This window comes from Photobacterium sp. GB-56 (genome assembly GCF_003026105.1).
Classification (GTDB): Bacteria; Pseudomonadota; Gammaproteobacteria; order Enterobacterales; family Vibrionaceae; genus Photobacterium.
This window is the reverse complement of the sequence record NZ_PYNW01000030.1, coordinates 1-17,881: the sequence shown is the minus strand read 5'-3', so window position 1 is coordinate 17,881 and position 17,881 is coordinate 1. Positions and strand designations below refer to the sequence as shown.

The window sequence follows — 17,881 nt, the reverse complement described above, 5'->3', positions numbered from 1 at the left end:
GATTGCTATTTATTGTCGATGACAATAAATAAAACCGAATTTGCTTGGCGACCATAGCGTTATGGACCCACCTGATCCCATGCCGAACTCAGTAGTGAAACGTAATAGCGCCGATGGTAGTGTGGGGCCTCCCCATGTGAGAGTAGGACATCGCCAGGCTTCTAATTCGTTTTCACTTTTACAAAAAGTGAAGACAAAAAGTTAAGATATTCGTTTTGAACTACGGATGTCGGATAAAACGAAAGTTTTATCTCCGTGTGGAGCGGTAGTTCAGTTGGTTAGAATACCGGCCTGTCACGCCGGGGGTCGCGGGTTCGAGTCCCGTCCGCTCCGCCACTTTATTTAGACACAGTTAAGTCTTTAAAATAACTACAGGGGTGTAGCTCCAATTGGCAGAGCAGCGGATTCCAAATCCGCGTGTTGGGAGTTCGAATCTCTCCACCCCTGCCATCTTCAAGAAAGCCTCGTCAGAAATGACGAGGCTTTTTTACGTCTGTATGATTGTAAATTCCCACATAAAGAAAGCCCCACGATAAAGTGAGGCTTAATATGATGATCATTGATAGTGATAAAAGTGACGTAGCCAACGTTCAGCTATCATTATTTCGTCATCTTCACATAATGATTGAATACCTGGTTTAAATTGCGTGGCATCTTTAATGAGCTTTAATCCTGCAAGCATATGAGCCGCTTCAAATAAATACAGAGTTGGATCGCCCATCCCTGTTTTAAAAGGCGTATTTGCTGATTCCCCCCCCGCAAAGAGATACACGCTGTACCCATGACGTGTTTTATATTCTTTGGTTAAATTATTGGTTTTCACTTCGGTGAGTACACCTTGTTGTAATAAATCAGGCAAATGAAGTTCATCATCAGCAGAGGTAACTGTGCTGATAAACATTGGTTGTGAAAGTGCATCAATCATCTCAGGTGTAATTGATTGATTGCCTGTGCAACAAAACAACATATTACAATGTTCGACTAAATATTTGATTGAGCAAGCTTGAATGCCGTCACGAGGAAACTGAGTTAATCTTCTTGGGTCGATATCAGTAACATGAATATTGGTAATACCTTTTGATCTGAGATGTTTTATCACACCGCGGCCAAGGTTTCCCGCTCCGATTACGCCAGTTTTTAGAAAGCCTGAATTATTAATTTTAAGGCCAAATTCTTCTCGTAATATTTGATCGGAATAGTGAACAATACATTCAGAAGCTTCAAAATCTGCTGGCGCTTTGATACTCAGATGGGAAACCGTAACAAGAGGCTTTGAAATTGATTTATTAAGATATTTTTGTAAGCCATTCGCGGTTAACTCAGTAATACCAATGCATTGTTCTTTGAAGGTGTCGCAAATATGTGTAATAGAGGACGAGAAATATCCACCGTGATCAAGAATAAGGAAAGGAGTGTCAGGAGTAATATGTTGGCGGATGAACATCTCACAATACTCAATATTTTTTAAATGAGCTTTATTATTGTGAGTCGAAACAACATGACAACGTGGGATTTTCTTTATCGTTGCGAGAAGTTCTGGGTTTGCGCCTACAGTGGCATCTTTGGGAATGAATATAAGTTTGTCTGCGAGCTCGGCAAGAACGTTAATATAGGGTAAAGAGCCTTCATAGCAATGCATGACAGAAAAAATCACAAGATTATTAGGGAGAACATATTCTTGTGAGAGTTTTTTTAGAAATTGATAACCATGATCAGCATAAAAATCAGCACAATATGAATGCGTTAATATTGGACTAGGCACTACTGTTGTTCCTTGAAAAATGCACTAATAAAACGAGCTAAAGTAAGTTATCTACATAGCTATCATTAAAAAGCTGTAGTAAAGCATGCAATAGAGGCTCTTGCTCACGGGATTGTTTACAACATAAACCTAAACTCATCGGCTCTATTGATTCTGTGTTAAACCGTTGTACTTTATCACTAACAGGACTGTTGTTAATAACAACATCGGGCGCTATGCCTACACCACAGCCAAGCGCAACCATACTAACAATGGCTTCATGGCCTGATATTTGGGCATAAATAGAGGGTGTTATTTTCTTTTTCTTGAACCATTTATCAGCACGGGTTCGCGCAGGTCCTGATTCTGGCAGTATAAAAGATAAAGATTTCCAATCTGGATCATAAGTTAAGCTTTTTTGTAATGTGGGTGATGAGATTAATGGCCCAATCAACGACATCTGGATTTGATCAACTTCGATGTAAGTTAATTTAGACGGTAGGGTGTCTGGTTTAGCAGCAATAGCGATGTCGACATCACCGGATAGGACTTTCTCTATTGCGAGGGCAGGATCCCCTGTTTGAAGTTGAATTTCGATATGGGGATAAATGACGCGAAACTTATTTAAGATATTAGGAAGGTGGCTATAGCTTGCTGTCACCGAACAGAAGAGGGTTAATTTCCCTTGTAGCTGAGAATGATCTTCCTGTAATTCACTTTTTAATTCGAACCAATTACTCACAATTAAAGATGCGACGGGAAGCAATTTCTTTCCAGCTAGCGTTAATTCAACACTACGATTATCACGCATAAATAAGGTTTGGCTTAACTCCTCTTCGAGACGCTGAATAACGCGACTTAATGCCGAAGGGCTGATATGCATGGCTTGTGCTGTTTGGCTAAAGTTATGGGACTCACAAAGGTGAATAAATAGTTGCAGATTTTTAATATTCATCATCCATGTTGCACAATTTGCAATTAGTTGTTGTGAATATAGCACTTTGCGCAACAAATTACCTGATCTACTATCAGGTTATTCGACAATAATATGTCGACTAAAGGATTTATTTTTTCACGGAGTTTGTTGTTATGGCTAATTATTTTAATACCCTGAACCTACGTCAGCAGTTAGATCAACTAGGTCGTTGTCGTTTTATGGATCGTGCGGAATTCGCAACAGAAGCTGATTACCTTAAAGGTAAGAAAGTGGTGATTGTTGGTTGTGGTGCGCAAGGTCTAAACCAAGGCCTAAACATGCGTGACTCAGGTCTAGATGTCTCTTATGCGCTACGCCAAGCGGCGATTGATGAGCAACGTCAATCATTTAAGAATGCAAAAGAAAATGGGTTTGAAGTAGGTAGCTACGAGCAACTGATCCCACAAGCTGATTTAGTGGTAAACCTAACACCTGATAAGCAGCACACGAATGTGGTTGAAACGGTTATGCCATTAATGAAGCAAGGTGCATCTCTTGGTTACTCACACGGTTTCAACATCGTTGAAGAGGGCATGCAAATTCGTAAAGACTTAACCGTTGTTATGGTTGCACCTAAGTGTCCAGGTACAGAAGTTCGTGAAGAATATAAGCGTGGTTTCGGTGTGCCAACACTGATTGCCGTTCACCCAGAAAATGACCCACAAGGTGATGGTCTTGAGATTGCTAAAGCATGGGCGGCAGCAACGGGGGGGCACCGTGCGGGCGTACTTGAGTCATCATTTGTTGCTGAAGTAAAATCTGATCTAATGGGTGAGCAGACGATCCTGTGTGGCATGCTACAAGCAGGTTCTATCGTATGTTACGAGAAGATGATTGCTGATGGCATCGCACCAGAATACGCAGGTAAACTTCTGCAGTACGGTTGGGAAACAATCACTGAAGCACTGAAGTTTGGTGGTGTATCTCATATGATGGATCGTCTATCAAACCCAGCTAAAGTAAAAGCGTTTGACCTATCGGAAGAGCTAAAAGATCTGATGCGTCCACTTTACAACAAGCACATGGATGACATTATCTCTGGTCACTTCTCTAGCACTATGATGGCTGACTGGGCGAACGATGATGCTGATCTTCTTGGCTGGCGTGGTGAGACCGCTGAAACACAATTCGAAAACTACCCATCTTCTGATATTCAAATCAGTGAGCAAGAGTACTTTGATAACGGCATCTTGATGGTTGCTATGGTACGTGCAGGGGTTGAGCTGGCATTTGAAGCAATGACGGCATCAGGCATCATTGATGAGTCAGCATACTACGAGTCGCTACACGAACTACCACTTATCGCAAATACTATTGCACGTAAGCGTTTATATGAAATGAACGTAGTGATCTCTGATACCGCAGAATACGGTAACTACCTATTTGCAAACGTGGCAACACCTCTACTTCGTGAGCAGTTCATGCCAAAAGTAGCGACGGATGTGATTGGTAAAGGACTAGGTGAGACATCTAACTTTGCTGATAACCAGAAGTTAATTGAAGTGAATGAAGCGCTGCGTAATCACCCAGTAGAAGTGATTGGTAAAGAGCTACGTGGTTACATGAAAGACATGAAGCAAATTGCTGTTGGCGGTTAATTTTAGCGTTGATTAAATAGAAAAAAGCCCGGTTTATACCGGGCTTTTTAATGTCGGAATTTTCAAATTAAGCGTTATCGCTTTTCGCTTCAGCATCAAGTTTTGCTTCAAGCTCTGCCATTTTTTGCTCAAGTTCATTAAGCTTCTGTCGAGTACGAAGGAGAACCTGAGTTTGCACATCAAATTCTTCACGGTTCACGACATCTAATTTACCCAATTGCGCTTGGATCACTTGTCGTACTTTTTGCTCAACGTCATTGCCGAGCTCTTTTACTGGCTGTGGCATTGCGTCTTGAATTTGCTTAGCTACTTGCTCAAGCTTCTTTGGATCAAACATGATTCGCTTACTCCGTTGCGAGAATCGTTATTCTTCTATTGTAATCGTCGTACTAGCTAAAATAAAAGGGCGCGGAAGTTCCAGCGCCCTTTTTCATTTATTTATTACTTAGAAATGGCTATCTGTTGCATCGTCATCTTCAACGAATACAGGTAGCGGTTTGTGTTCGCTTGCGAGGAATGTATAGATAACTGGCAGAACAAACAAGGTAAACAATGTACCGATAGAAAGACCTGCCACGATAACGATACCAATACTAAAGCGAGAGGCTGCACCTGCGCCTGATGCGTAAAGTAGTGGAACCAAGCCTGCAATCATCGCACATGTGGTCATTAGGATTGGACGAAGACGTATCTTCGCGGCTTCCATGACCGCTTCTAAGCGATTCTTACCATGGTATAACTGTTCTTCTTTTGCTACTTCACAGATCAAGATGCCGTGTTTGGTTATCAAACCTATCAAGGTTATCAAACCGATTTGTGAGTAGATATTCAAGGTCGTCGCTCCCCATGCCAGTGCGATTAACGCACCACAAATAGCAAGTGGAACTGACACAAGAATAACCAGCGGATCGCGAAGTGATTCAAATTGAATCGCAAGTACTAGGAAGATAACAGCCAATGCTAAACCGAAGGTTGCGTATAGTGCATTACCTTCTGTTACGTACTGACGGCTCTCACCAAGGTAGTTATAGCTATAACCTTTAGGGAGAACTTTTGCTGCTTCGGTATTTAACCAACTTACCGCTTCACCAATGGATGTGCCAGGGGCTAATACGCCACTGATGGTTGCTGCGTTTTGCTGGTTAAAGCTTGGTAACGTTGGTGGGGTTGATTTCACCGTGATGGTTACTAAGCTACCTAGTGGGATCAGATCACCAGTATTGGTTTTCACATAATAGTTGTTTAAATCATTTGGATTGAAACGATTCTTACGCTCAACCTGTGGGATCACCTTGTATGAACGACCTAAGATATCAACACGGTTAATATCACCACCGGCTAACATGGTACTTAATGTGTTACCGATTGATTGCATCGTCACACCATAAGCGCCTGCTTTGTCTTTGTTGATATTGATTTTCATATCTGCCGAGTCGTACTTCAAGTTAAGATCTGAGTAGACGAACATCGGGTTGTCTTTCACCTTAGTCAGCATATCAGATGCCACTTGGAACAAACTTTTAAAGTTATTCGGCGTGGTGATCACGAACTGCACAGGGAAACCACCGCCAGCACCAGGCAAGCTTGGCATTTGGAACGCAGCCACTGACATTTGAGGAATGTCTTTGATTTTCTTAGCAACCTCATTTGCCACTTCGGCTTGGCTCTGATCACGCTGACTCCAAGGTTTCAAGGTCGCTAGACCAAAGGCTTGGTTAGATGCAGGGATACCGGAGAATACCTGTGCATACTCTACGCTCTTTTGATCGGTTAGCACCTTGTTAACTTGGTTCATGGTGTCTTCAATGTAATCCAAGTTTGCGTTTGATGGCGCATTACCTTGGAATACCACCACACCATTATCTTCAGCTGGTGCCAGTTCACTTGGAATGAACTTGAATAAGAACGGTAAGCTCGCAAATGCACAAATTGCAAATACAATCACGACTGAACGCATCTTCATGATGCCACCTAGCATTTTTTCATAGCGTAGGGTGAGGCGATCAAGGAAGCGATGCACTGTTTGTTCAAATTTATTTGGCGCTGCGTTTTCTTTCAGGAAGTGGGCACACATTACCGGCGATAATGTTAGTGCGATGATCCCTGAAATAAATACGGCGCCCGCGAGTGTTAATGCAAACTCTTTAAACAGCGAGCCTGTTAAGCCACCCATTAATGCGATAGGTGCGTATACCGCGCCTAGGGCGATAGTCATCGAAATAACCGGAACGGCAATTTCACGGGTACCAATAATGGCAGCACGGAAAGGGCTTTGTCCCATTTTCATGTGACGCTCAACGTTTTCAAGAACAACGATGGCGTCATCCACCACCAGTCCGATGGCGAGTACCATGGCCAGTAGTGTCATGAGGTTCCAAGAAAAACCAAACATTTGCATCACGAGGGCGACACCAACAAGTGATAGCGGGATCGTGATGATTGGGATCAGTACCGAGCGTAGTGAACCGATAAATAGGGCTATCACCACTAATACAATCACGGCTGCTTCAAGGATGGTTTTAATGACCTCATGAATCGAGTCGTTAATCGCAATCGTTGAATCGTACATCACCGTCATTTTGATGGTGCTTGGCATATTACGTTCAATGGTTGGCAGTAGTTTTAGCACATCGGATGCAATATCAATTGGGTTTGCACTCGGCGCTGCTTGGATAGCGGCGACTACGGCTTCTTGACCATTTGCTGTCGCACGGTAGCTGTCACTGCTTCTTGATAACGTCACTTTAGCAATGTCACCTAAGCGAGTGACTTGACCATCTTTACTAGTAACAACTAACTTTTCTAGTGTTTCAGGACTATTTGATTGCGTGTTAGCGCTGCCGTTATAAAGTACAAAGTCGTTATTAACCTGACCAACAGCAGATTGGTAGTTATTGGCTTTGAGTACTTGAATAACATCGGCAGCTGATAGGTTAAATGCCGCCATCTTTTGTGGATCTAACCAAACACGTAAGGCGTAAGGAACACCACCGTACATATCGACTTTAGACACACCGTTAACGGTAAATAACTGTGGTTTAACCACTCGCTCAATGTAGTCAGTGATTTGACTCGAGTTTAAGCTCTTACTGGTGAAACCTAAGTAAAGCACACCGGTATCACCACCTGTTGATAAGGTGATCGTTGGATCTTGGGTTTCTGTAGGTAGTTGTGAACGTACTGAGTTTACCTTCGCCAAAATGTCAGCCAAGGCTGCATTGGGGTTGGTATTCAGTTTCATTTGTACCGTAATTGTCGACATCCCCAAGGTACTTTGGGCGGTGATGTAGTCAATATTATCGGCTTGGGCAATGGCTTGTTCTAAGGGCTGAGTAATAAAGCCCTGCATCAGATCGGCACTTGCACCGTAGTAAGCTGTGCTTACGGTTACTACGGTGTTGGTCATTTCTGGATACTGTCGAACCTGCATTTTGAAAATCGCCTGAAATCCGAGCAATGCGATCATTAAACTGATCGAAATTGCGAGGACTGGGCGTCTGATAAATATATCAGTAAAGCGCATACTGAGTGTTCTCCAATTACAACAGTGGGGTTACGGCTGGAGCTTTAAGTGCATCATTTTCAACTATATGTACTAGTGTCTTATTACTTAAACGGATTTGACCTGTAGTAACAATTTGCTCGCCAGCTTTAATACCAGAAAGGATTCGCACTTGATTACCATGATTTTGACCTGTGGTTATCACTGTTTGAATTGCACGTAATTTACCGTCTTGTTCTTTTAATACGTATACCGTGTCACCGTATAAGGTGTAAGTAATCGCAGTTTGTGGGACGATAATTTGATCGGGAATGGTTGGTAAGATCACGCGTGCACGAGCAAACATACCGCTACGTAATTTGCCGCCACTGTTTGGAATATCTGCTTGAACTTGGATTAGACCTGTCTGGGCATTTACTGCCGGCTCAATCGCTGTGATTTGACCCTTGAAGTTAATATCTTGGTAAGCATCGACATTGATATCTACTTCTTGACCAATTTTGATCTTAGAAATATCTGTTTGAGGAACCGTAAAGCGAAAACGCATGGTACGGGTATCTTCAAGGCGAACAATTTGCGTACCCGGTTGAATGTACTGACCTAAGTAAACATTACGTAAGCCAACTTCACCAGTAAAGGGTGCCACGATATCACGGCGTTGGATTGATTCTTCTAACGATTTGATCTGTGAGACAAGTGCAAGGTAATTAGCTTTTGCTTCATCAAGGTTTGATTTAGATACCGAGCCTTTACGATATAGATCTTGGTAGCGCTTGTAGGTAGCCTCTACTGCCGGTAATTTCGCTTTAGTACTTTCTAGGCTAGAGACTTCTACATTAGAGTTAATTGATACTAACTCTTGACCGGCTTTAACATGCTGACCTGATTCAAATGCAATTTTGCTGATCACACCTGAGGCTTCAGAAGTTAATGTTACACCTTGTACTGGTTCAATAAAACCAATCGCTTGAATGGCTGGATACCAGTTCTCTCCTTTTGTTGTCATCGCCGTAACTGGATAATTGGGCTCTGGCATATTTGCCATGTACTCCGCGATTTTTTTCTGTTTGAACAAGTTGAAACCAATGACGCTCCCGAATAACAGGAGGACAAGAAGTAACACGACTATCCATTTTTTCATTGTAAAGTTTGCTCCGGTTTTACGCTATTAATGCAGAATGATGGCGTCCCACGAAGCATTGATTACTGCTTCAAGTTCGTCATCGTTGATCTGTAAACCACCATTGATTTGACGTCGAGCTAGGTTACAACTCGTCTCAAGGCTCAAAACACTCAGAACCTCGTTATCAATATTTTTAAATAAGCCGCAGGTTTTTCCTTCATTAAACATAGTTGCTACGGAAGAAAATAATTTTTGGCTTAAGTGCTTCTGCTCTTGTCTACTGCGACAAGGCAGATTTTGGAACTGACCCCGAATGATCAATGGGGCATCACCATTTAGTGTCATATGCCATAAATTAAGCCACATGGTGCGATAACGCTGCTTAATTGGCATGGTATCGACAACATTGTTACTAATTTGAGCGGCGATATAACTTAAAATATGATCATGTAATTGGTTGAGTAAGTCGTCTTTATCGTTGAAGTAACGATAAATAGTTCCTGCTGCAACATTGGCTTCTTTAGCCACCATTTGCATTGAAAGGCCGTGAAAACCAAATTCAGCAAGTAGCTTTTCTGTCGCTGCCAATATACGTACTTTTTTCTCATTCATAGTGGTAATCATATTTGGGGGTGCAATGAATGAACGCTCGTTCATTATTGTAGATAGTCACCCTTGATACGCAAGTTTTTAATATGGCTTTTGCACAATATTCATTGATTATTCAGTTTAAGTTATATGCTAGGCGAATGGTGGCTTTGAACTTATTTGTTAGATGTTATAGGTGTTGCTATTAGAGGAAGTTAGAGGTAAAAAAACGCACACCCAAAGGCATGCGCTAATTTATTTTTCGGAGGAAGTATTACTCGGCTACTTACTCTTTATTGTCGGTATTTTTCTTTTTGCCGCGGCTGAAAATACGCTCAACCACCACAAAGAATATTGGAATAAAGAAAATCCCAAGGAATGTCGAACTTAACATACCGCCAAGTACTGCAGTACCAATCGCATTCTTACCGCCAGAGCCTACACCAGTACTGATTGCCAATGGCACAACACCGAGACCAAATGCCAGTGATGTCATGATAATCGGCCGCAGACGTACACGAACAGCGTGGAGTGTTGCTTCAACCAGTCCAGCGCCTTTTTCGTAGTACTCCTTAGCAAATTCGACAATCAAGATGGCGTTCTTAGTTGCCAAGCCAACTGTGGTTAATAGACCTACTTGGAAGAACACGTCATTTGGCATACCACGAGCGTTCATGGCCAGTAGTGCACCGATGATCCCAAGTGGCACGACTAATACCACGGCAAAAGGAACAGACCAGCTTTCATACAAGGCTGCAAGTACTAAGAATACAACTAAGATAGATAACGCATACAGCATAGGTGCTTGGTTACCTGATAGACGCTCTTCATAGGATAAGCCATTCCACTCAACACCGAAGCCTGGTGGTAATTGTTTCACCATCTCTTCAATATCAAGCATTGCCTGACCTGTACTGTAACCTGCAACCACGCTGCCCTGAATGTTGACCGCAGGTGTCGCATTGAAACGCTCAAGTCGAGGTGATGCGTATTTCCATTCACCCGTCGCAAATGCGGAGAATGGCACCATTTCACCTTTGTTGTTACGGACATACCAGGTATCTAAATCCGTTGGTTTCATACGATATTGTGCATCACCTTGTACGAACACTTTTTTCACACGTCCGCGGTCGATGAAGTCATTCACATACGAACTACCCCAAGCGGTACCCAATACTTGATTCACCGATTGAATATCAATGCCGAGAGCACGAATTTTGGCTTGATCAATATTGATTTGGTACATCGGTGCATCTTCTTGTCCGTTAGGACGAACCCCAATAAGGTTTGGATTTTGTGCCGCTAGAGCTAATAGCTGGTTACGCGCCGCGATCAGTTTATCGTGTCCTTGGCCGCTTCTATCTTGGAGATAGAAGTCAAAACCACTGGCAGTACCCAATTCAATCACCGCTGGTGGTGCAAATGAAAATACCAATGCATTTTTGATTTGATGGAAGTAAGCCATTGAACGATTAACGATAGATTTTACATCCATTCCTGGTAACTGACGATCTGACCAATCTTTTAATCCAACAAAGGCCATACCCATGTTTTGACCACTACCGGCAAAACTAAAGCCTGACACACTAAACACACTAGCGACGCTATCTTTTTCTTGAGTTAGGTAGTAATCAGAGACTTTATCCATCACCTCTTGGGTTTGTTCTTGGGTCGAGTTAACTGGCAAAATAGCCTGACTAAACAAGATACCCTGATCTTCATCAGGTAAGAACGAGGTTGGCATACGCATGAAGATCCAACCGACAGCAACGGTTAGGCCAAGGAAGATAAACATCACGCGAATAGAGCGCTTGATCATCGCCGCAACACTTGATTCATAGCGCTTGGTTAAGTTATCAAAGGTGCGGTTAAACCAACCAAAGAAGCCTTTCTTCTCTCCGTGCTCTACCGGTTTTAGCATGGTTGCACACAAGGCAGGGGTCAAAATCACGGCCACCAAGACTGAGAGTGCCATGGCGGTAACAATGGTTATTGAGAACTGACGGTAAATAACCCCTGTTGAGCCTGACATAAATGCCATAGGAACAAATACAGCAGAGAGGGTTAAGGCAATACCGACCAGTGCGCCCGTGATCTGATCCATCGACTTACGTGTTGCTTCAACGGCATTTAAGCCTTCTTCATGCATCACACGTTCAACGTTTTCTACCACCACGATAGCATCATCAACCAGCAAGCCGATGGCAAGCACCATCGCGAACATGGTTAAAGTATTGATGGAGTATCCCGCCAGAGACAGCACCGCAAAGGTACCTAATAGTACAACGGGAACCGCAATAGTTGGGATCAAGGTTGCACGGAAGTTCTGTAAGAACAGGTACATGATGATAAACACCAGTGCCACCGCCTCAAACAGTGTATGAACAACCCCTTCAATCGATTTTTCAACGAATGGCGTAGTATCGTACGGGTAAACCGCGGTTAAACCTTCAGGAAAGAAAGGTTTTAGCTCTTCAACTTTCGCTTTTACCGCTTCTGCTGTCGCAAGTGCATTAGCCCCTGTAGCGAGTTTTATACCTAAACCACTAGCAGGTTTTCCGTTGTAAAGTACTTGAACTGAATAACTTTCAGCCCCTAATTCAACTCGTGCAACATCACTAAGGTGGACTGTTGCGCCAGAAGAGTCAGATTTAACAATAATGTTTTTAAATTCTTCTGGTGTTTGTAAGCGGCTTTGTGCGGAAACTGTCGCGTTAAGCTCTTGGCCTGGCAGAGAAGGAGATGCACCAAGTTGACCTGCCGAGATCTGTGCATTCTGCTCTTTAATTGCCGAAATAACATCAATACTGGTAAGGTTATATTTGGTCAGTTTTAAAGGATCTAGCCAGATACGCATCGCATATTGTGCACCGAAAGTGGTGATTTCACCCACACCCGGAACACGACTCATAGGATCGGCAACATTCGAACTGATATAGTCCGAAATATCGTTTTTATCCATTGAGCCATCTTCAGAATAGAAACCAACAACCATCAAGAATGATGAGCTTGCTTTGTTTACCTTCACACCTTGTTGTTGCACTTCCATTGGTAACAGAGGAAGGGCTGATTGCAGTTTGTTCTGCACCTGTACCTGAGCGATATCAGGATCCGCTTCAGCATTAAAGGTGAGGGTAATTTGAGTATTACCAAAGCTATCACTGGTGGAGGATAAATAGCGCAGGTTATCGATACCTGTCATACGTTGTTCGATAACCTGAGTAACGGTATCTTCCATGGTTTTTGCGTTTGCGCCAGGGTAGCTAGCGCTGATCACCACCGTAGGTGGTGCAATACTCGGATACTGCGACACTGGCAATTTGAGAATTGACAGTACCCCCGCAAGCATCACGATAATTGCGATCACCCAAGCAAAAATAGGGCGATCGATAAAGAAACGAGCCATATCTTATCTCTACTTTTGTGGTTGTGTGTTATCGGCTATGGTCGGTTGAACCAAAGCACCTGGGCGAACTTTTTGTAAGCCATCAACAATGACTTGGTCACCATCTTTTAAGCCTTTGGTGATACGCCATTGGTTATCAATCACTTGTGCTGTAGTTACAAGGCGAGATTCCACTTTGTTTTCGGCATTAACAACCATGACCGTTGCTTCGCCTTTACTATTACGGGTAACGGCTTTTTGTGGAACCATGATAGCTTTAGGATCGGTACCTGTGTTTAGCACTGCGCGAACATACATACCCGGAAGTAAGATACCGTCTGGATTTGGGAATTCAGCGCGTAATGTGACAGAGCCTGTATTAGGATCAACGTTGACTTCAGAAAACTGTAATACGCCGTGATGAGGATAAACCGAACCATCTTCTAGGATAAGTTCAACATCAGCATTCTGGCTAGCTTGGAGTTCACCTTGCTTTAATGCCGCTTTTAAACGGAGTAATTGCGCACTAGATTGAGCAATATCGACATTAATGGGATCTAACTGCTGAATAGTTGCAAGTACTTGAGCTTGCCCTGCATTAACTAATGCGCCAGGAGTTACAGAAGATTGACCAATACGACCTGAAATTGGGGCTTTAACTTTGGTATAATCTAAATTGATTTTGGCTGTATTGACGTTTGCTTTTGCTACTTCAAGTCCTGCGATAGCAACTTTATAGGCAGCTTGGTTATCATCGTTAGTTTGTTTGCTGAAAGCACCGCGTTCTACTAGCTTTTTACTACGAATAGCTAATGCTTTTGCTGATTCTAACGTTGCTTGTGCCTTGGCAAGTTCTGCTTTAGCACTTAAGTAAGCGGCATTATAAGTTGCAGAGTCAATGTTATAGAGTGATTGGCCTTTCTTTACATCACTACCTTCGGTAAAACCACGGTTTGTGATAATGCCAGAAACTTGAGGACGAACTTCTGCTTCTAAATAAGCTTTGCTTCGACCGGGTAATTCCACGCGGATTTCTTGTGGGTGAGATGTAATGGCAATAGTACCGACGGGGATACTTTTTGCTGCTTGTTGCGCAGTATTTTCTGCCGCATTCTGATCACAAGCTGTTACCCATAGTGCCATACTGACAACCATGGCCATTTTTGCGATTTTCCGCATGAAATCTCCTAATTTTAAGCAATATAACCGAGCGTAAATATCCAAATATATGGATTTACAATAGAGTAACCACTATTTACCATTTTGTAACCTATGATAACCGTTTAAACACAGAACGGTTATTTTTGGCATAAAATAGAGTTTCTACCATGGAGTCACGTAGAAATTACTATTTATACCTTTAGGGGATTGTTAATCATTACGTATGATTTTTTGTGATTGGTCTGAGTTTTAGTATTTGCTATATGAATAAAACTCAAGTTTAAAGTGAATGTATATGCACCTTTTTAAACGAGCGTCAGGATAACGAATGAAACTGAACCCAAGGCAAACAGAAGCAGTAAAATACGTTTCTGGGCCATGCTTAGTACTTGCTGGTGCAGGCTCTGGTAAAACCCGTGTGATCACTAATAAAATTGCTTATTTAGTACAGCAGTGTGATTACAAAGCACGCAATATTGCCGCGTTGACTTTTACTAATAAAGCGGCACGTGAAATGAAAGAGCGTGTAGGGCAAACATTAGGACGTCAAGAATCGAAAGGGTTGATGGTTTCTACCTTTCATACTTTAGGTTTGAATATCATTCGTCGTGAATATAAGCATTTAGGTTTAAAAGCCAGTTTTTCACTGTTTGATGATCAAGACCAAATGGCGCTTCTCAAAGAGCTCACCGAAGATGAGCTTGAAGGCGATAAAGATTTATTAAAGCAATTAATGTCCTCTATTTCTAATTGGAAAAATGACATGTTATCGCCAGCCGATGCGGCAGCACACGCCCGTAGTGAGCGCGATCAATTGTTTGCACATTGCTATGAAATGTACCAGCGTCAAATGAAAGCCTATAACGCATTAGATTTTGATGATTTGATTTTACTGCCTGTTTTGTTGCTGCGAGATAACGCCGAAGTGCGTAAACATTGGCAGAACCGTATTCGTTACTTGCTGGTGGATGAGTATCAAGATACCAATACTAGCCAATACTTATTTGTAAAACTATTGGTAGGTGAGCGTGCGCGCTTTACTGTGGTTGGTGATGACGATCAGTCTATTTACTCATGGCGTGGAGCGCAGCCAGAAAATCTAGGCTTGCTGAATAAAGATTTCCCTAGTTTAAAAGTGATCAAACTCGAGCAAAATTACCGTTCGACTAGCCGTATTTTGCGAACAGCGAATATTTTGATCGCTAATAACCCCCACTTATTTGAAAAAGCCCTTTTCTCTGAGATCCCTGATGGCGCGATGCTTAAAGTGATCACAGCGAAAAATGAAGAGCATGAAGCAGAAAAAGTGATTGGTGAACTCATTGCTCATCGCTTTATGAATAACACCGCTTATAAAGATTATGCGATCTTGTATCGAGGTAACCATCAGTCACGCTTGTTTGAAAAGTCGCTGATGCAAAACCGTATTCCTTATAAAATTTCAGGTGGCACATCATTTTTCTCACGTTCTGAAATCAAAGACATCATGGCGTACTTACGTCTACTGACTAACCTCGATGATGACAACGCATTTTTACGTATCGTCAATACACCACGTCGAGAAATCGGCCCAGTGACACTCGAAAAGCTTGGGACATACGCTAACATGCGTGGCAAAAGCTTGTTTGCCGCGAGTTTTGAGATGGGGTTAGAGCAACACCTATCAGGTCGAGGTTTAGAATCACTGCAACGCTTTACCCATTGGGTTAATCAATTAGCAGATAATGCTGAACGCGGTGATACGGTGGCGGCTGTGCGTCAATTAGTGCGTGATATTCATTACGAAGATTGGCTATACGAAACCTCACCAAGCCCAAAAGCTGCTGAGATGCGAATGAAAAACGTCTCTGATTTATATAGTTGGATCACCGCTGATTTAGAAGGTGATAACTATGATAATGAAGAGAAAACCTTAAAAGAAGTGGTGCAACGTTTAACCCTACGCGACATGATGGAACGAGGGGATGATGATGACGATGCTGATCAAGTACAACTTATGACGTTGCACGCCTCTAAAGGGCTGGAGTTTCCTTATGTGTTCTTAGTGGGGACAGAAGAGGGGATCTTGCCGCACCAAACCAGCATTGATGAAGAAAACGTTGATGAAGAACGTCGCCTTGCATATGTTGGGATCACGCGAGCACAGCGCGAACTAACCTTTACTTTATGTAAAGAGCGTCGTCAGTATGGCGAGCTAATCAAACCTGAGCCAAGTCGATTCTTGTACGAATTACCACAAGATGATTTGGAGTGGGAAAGTGAGCGCAAACCTGTTTCTGCTGAAGAGCGGATGAACAAAGGGCAAGCGCATATTGCTAATATTCGCGCGATGTTTAAAAAGTAACCCTACAAAATAGCGGCCATATAAAAAGAGGGTGAGCATTAATAATGCTCACCCTCTTTATTTATGATTGAGAAATTTATGGTTGAGAAAAATTATAAGCCAGCAATCATATAATTAATTGCGGCAACAATTTCTTCATCACTACAATCCATACAGGCCCCTTTTGCAGGCATAGCCTTAAAGCCATTAATAGCATGATCGGCTAACACATCTTTACCTTGGGCAATACGAGCAGACCAATCACCCGCATCGTCTTTCTTTGGCGCCCCCATGACACCAGAAGTATGACAAGAAGCACAAAAAGTATTATAAACGGCATCACCATTACGTGGAGCTACTGTGACTTCTACAATAGGGGCTTCACCTTCAAGATGTAATGAACCTACAGGTTTAATGCGTTCAGCAATAGCTTCATCTGTCATGTCGTCAGCAACTGTGGGAGCTGCAATGGTGAATGCGACTACAGCAGCGAATAAAAATTGTCGAAAAGAAAAATCCATGGCGTTCACCTTATACTTCCCAATTGTATTTTTAGTTGTTGTTATCTTTATGCGCAGCTAATGTTGAAATTGAACGGTTAATGTTTTTAAATGATTATATTGTTGCATATTTGTTAGTATATCGGGTTGTGCTGTAGGATCAAACTTGTGCGCTGTATTTGTATGATACGAATCAATAGTTATTTGAGCATAAAATCAGCGAGCGAAAGAAAAATAAAAAAAAACACTTGCCGAGAGGCGTTCTGATCCGTAATATTCACCCCCGTCGATAGGGCAAGGCGCCCGTAGCTCAGCTGGATAGAGCGTTGGCCTCCGGAGCCAAAGGCCGAAGGTTCGAATCCTTTCGGGCGCACCATTTAAATGGTCGTATTGGCGGAAGGTAATACATTGGTGGCTATAGCTCAGTTGGTAGAGTCCCGGATTGTGATTCCGGTTGTCGCGAGTTCAAGCCTCGTTAGCCACCCCATATTATAGAGAGTTGATACGTCAGCTTTCTGGCTTTTTTAAAGCCCGCTTGTTTATTCAAGCACACAGAATTAAGTCGGTGAATAGCGCAGTTTGGTAGCGCATCTGGTTTGGGACCAGAGGGTCGGGGGTTCGAATCCCTCTTCACCGACCACTTATAATGGTGGCTATAGCTCAGTTGGTAGAGTCCCGGATTGTGATTCCGGTTGTCGCGAGTTCAAGTCTCGTTAGCCACCCCATTATTTAGGTTATCTTATTAAGAAGCCTTGGCATTAAAAGCCTAAAACATTGTCGGTGAATAGCGCAGTTTGGTAGCGCATCTGGTTTGGGACCAGAGGGTCGGGGGTTCGAATCCCTCTTCACCGACCACTATTAAGAAAACCGTATCGAAAGATGCGGTTTTTTTTCGTCTATAGAAAAGCTTAAGTCGCTCAGTGTTATTGATTAGAGCGCCAAGGGTCGGGGGTTCCCTGATATTAGAACCTTGCTCTTCACCGA

11 protein-coding genes, 7 tRNA genes and 1 rRNA gene are annotated in these 17,881 nt (G+C 42.7%); 10 read left to right on the top strand and 9 right to left on the bottom strand.

The features are described from left to right. Positions 1–43 precede the first annotated feature (43 nt). The 3 genes from rrf (at position 44) to C9J42_RS20865 (ending at position 450) form a co-directional block, all read left to right on the top strand. Positions 44–159: ribosomal RNA gene (rrf, locus tag C9J42_RS20875) — 5S ribosomal RNA — on the top strand. 100 nt (positions 160–259) lie between these two features. After that, positions 260–336: transfer RNA gene (locus C9J42_RS20870), tRNA-Asp, on the top strand. A gap of 37 nt (positions 337–373) precedes the next feature. Then, a tRNA-Trp gene (locus C9J42_RS20865) sits at positions 374–450 on the top strand. 106 nt (positions 451–556) lie between these two features. Here the strand turns inward: C9J42_RS20865 and C9J42_RS20860 are convergent. Both C9J42_RS20860 and ilvY read right to left on the bottom strand, forming a co-directional pair. Then, entirely contained in the window at positions 557–1,762 is a 1,206-nt protein-coding gene (locus C9J42_RS20860; RefSeq protein WP_107208547.1) for an NAD(P)-binding domain-containing protein, read from the bottom strand. 37 nt (positions 1,763–1,799) lie between these two features. Beyond that, positions 1,800–2,696, bottom strand: a complete 897-nt coding sequence (gene ilvY / locus C9J42_RS20855) for an HTH-type transcriptional activator IlvY (RefSeq protein ID WP_107208575.1) — start codon at positions 2,694–2,696, stop codon at positions 1,800–1,802. 134 nt (positions 2,697–2,830) lie between these two features. Here ilvY and ilvC point away from each other — a divergent pair, with 134 nt between their 5' ends. Beyond that, positions 2,831–4,315, top strand: a complete 1,485-nt coding sequence (gene ilvC / locus C9J42_RS20850) for a ketol-acid reductoisomerase (protein ID WP_005372215.1) — start codon at positions 2,831–2,833, stop codon at positions 4,313–4,315. 67 nt (positions 4,316–4,382) lie between these two features. On the opposite strand, the gene C9J42_RS20845 is transcribed toward ilvC, so the two are convergent. The 6 genes from C9J42_RS20845 to C9J42_RS20820 all read right to left on the bottom strand — a co-directional run bounded on the left by C9J42_RS20845 (position 4,383) and on the right by C9J42_RS20820 (position 14,092). Then, complete coding sequence (locus C9J42_RS20845) at positions 4,383–4,652, bottom strand: accessory factor UbiK family protein (protein ID WP_107208548.1); 270 nt, start codon at positions 4,650–4,652, stop codon at positions 4,383–4,385. Between the two features lie 108 nt (positions 4,653–4,760). After that, positions 4,761–7,838: a multidrug efflux RND transporter permease subunit gene (locus tag C9J42_RS20840; RefSeq protein ID WP_107208549.1), complete on the bottom strand. Its 3,078-nt coding sequence runs from the start codon at positions 7,836–7,838 to the stop codon at positions 4,761–4,763. Positions 7,839–7,854: 16 nt separating this feature from the next. Beyond that, the gene (locus tag C9J42_RS20835; RefSeq protein WP_107208550.1) at positions 7,855–8,958 is read right to left on the bottom strand and encodes an efflux RND transporter periplasmic adaptor subunit; all 1,104 of its coding nucleotides are present in this window, start codon (positions 8,956–8,958) and stop codon (positions 7,855–7,857) included. Positions 8,959–8,985: 27 nt separating this feature from the next. Continuing rightward, complete coding sequence (locus C9J42_RS20830) at positions 8,986–9,597, bottom strand: TetR/AcrR family transcriptional regulator (protein ID WP_107208551.1); 612 nt, start codon at positions 9,595–9,597, stop codon at positions 8,986–8,988. Between the two features lie 217 nt (positions 9,598–9,814). Then, positions 9,815–12,934 carry an efflux RND transporter permease subunit gene (locus C9J42_RS20825; protein WP_107288079.1) on the bottom strand — a complete coding sequence of 1,040 codons (3,120 nt, stop codon included), beginning with the start codon at positions 12,932–12,934 and terminating at the stop codon, positions 9,815–9,817. Between the two features lie 9 nt (positions 12,935–12,943). Next, positions 12,944–14,092, bottom strand: coding sequence for an efflux RND transporter periplasmic adaptor subunit (locus tag C9J42_RS20820; RefSeq protein ID WP_107208553.1), 1,149 nt, complete (start codon positions 14,090–14,092; stop codon positions 12,944–12,946). A 310-nt stretch (positions 14,093–14,402) separates the two neighbouring features. Between C9J42_RS20820 and rep the strand changes: the two genes are divergently transcribed. Continuing rightward, complete coding sequence (gene rep, locus C9J42_RS20815) at positions 14,403–16,418, top strand: DNA helicase Rep (protein WP_107208554.1); 2,016 nt, start codon at positions 14,403–14,405, stop codon at positions 16,416–16,418. 92 nt (positions 16,419–16,510) lie between these two features. Here the strand turns inward: rep and C9J42_RS20810 are convergent, their stop codons facing one another. Beyond that, positions 16,511–16,918, bottom strand: a complete 408-nt coding sequence (locus C9J42_RS20810; protein ID WP_107288078.1) for a cytochrome c5 family protein — start codon at positions 16,916–16,918, stop codon at positions 16,511–16,513. A gap of 278 nt (positions 16,919–17,196) precedes the next feature. On the opposite strand from C9J42_RS20810, the gene C9J42_RS20805 reads away from it, so the two are divergent. The 5 genes from C9J42_RS20805 to C9J42_RS20785 all read left to right on the top strand — a co-directional run bounded on the left by C9J42_RS20805 (position 17,197) and on the right by C9J42_RS20785 (position 17,752). Continuing rightward, positions 17,197–17,273 (top strand) — tRNA-Arg (locus tag C9J42_RS20805). Positions 17,274–17,308: 35 nt separating this feature from the next. Further along, positions 17,309–17,384, top strand: a tRNA-His gene (locus C9J42_RS20800). 76 nt (positions 17,385–17,460) lie between these two features. Next, a tRNA-Pro gene (locus tag C9J42_RS20795) sits at positions 17,461–17,537 on the top strand. A gap of 9 nt (positions 17,538–17,546) precedes the next feature. Then, positions 17,547–17,622: transfer RNA gene (locus C9J42_RS20790), tRNA-His, on the top strand. A 53-nt stretch (positions 17,623–17,675) separates the two neighbouring features. Then, positions 17,676–17,752, top strand: a tRNA-Pro gene (locus C9J42_RS20785). Positions 17,753–17,881 lie beyond the last annotated feature (129 nt).

Excerpts from the sequence above, each read along its gene's own strand:
- ilvY (WP_107208575.1), bottom strand. The coding sequence starts at position 2,696 with ATGAATATTAAAAATCTGCAACTATTTATTCACCTTTGTGAGTCCCAT.
- ilvC (WP_005372215.1), top strand. The coding sequence starts at position 2,831 with ATGGCTAATTATTTTAATACCCTGAACCTACGTCAGCAGTTAGATCAA.
- C9J42_RS20845 (WP_107208548.1), bottom strand. The coding sequence starts at position 4,652 with ATGTTTGATCCAAAGAAGCTTGAGCAAGTAGCTAAGCAAATTCAAGAC.
- C9J42_RS20840 (WP_107208549.1), bottom strand. The coding sequence starts at position 7,838 with ATGCGCTTTACTGATATATTTATCAGACGCCCAGTCCTCGCAATTTCG.
- C9J42_RS20835 (WP_107208550.1), bottom strand. The coding sequence starts at position 8,958 with ATGAAAAAATGGATAGTCGTGTTACTTCTTGTCCTCCTGTTATTCGGG.
- C9J42_RS20830 (WP_107208551.1), bottom strand. The coding sequence starts at position 9,597 with ATGAACGAGCGTTCATTCATTGCACCCCCAAATATGATTACCACTATG.
- C9J42_RS20825 (WP_107288079.1), bottom strand. The coding sequence starts at position 12,934 with ATGGCTCGTTTCTTTATCGATCGCCCTATTTTTGCTTGGGTGATCGCA.
- C9J42_RS20820 (WP_107208553.1), bottom strand. The coding sequence starts at position 14,092 with ATGCGGAAAATCGCAAAAATGGCCATGGTTGTCAGTATGGCACTATGG.
- rep (WP_107208554.1), top strand. The coding sequence starts at position 14,403 with ATGAAACTGAACCCAAGGCAAACAGAAGCAGTAAAATACGTTTCTGGG.
- C9J42_RS20810 (WP_107288078.1), bottom strand. The coding sequence starts at position 16,918 with ATGGATTTTTCTTTTCGACAATTTTTATTCGCTGCTGTAGTCGCATTC.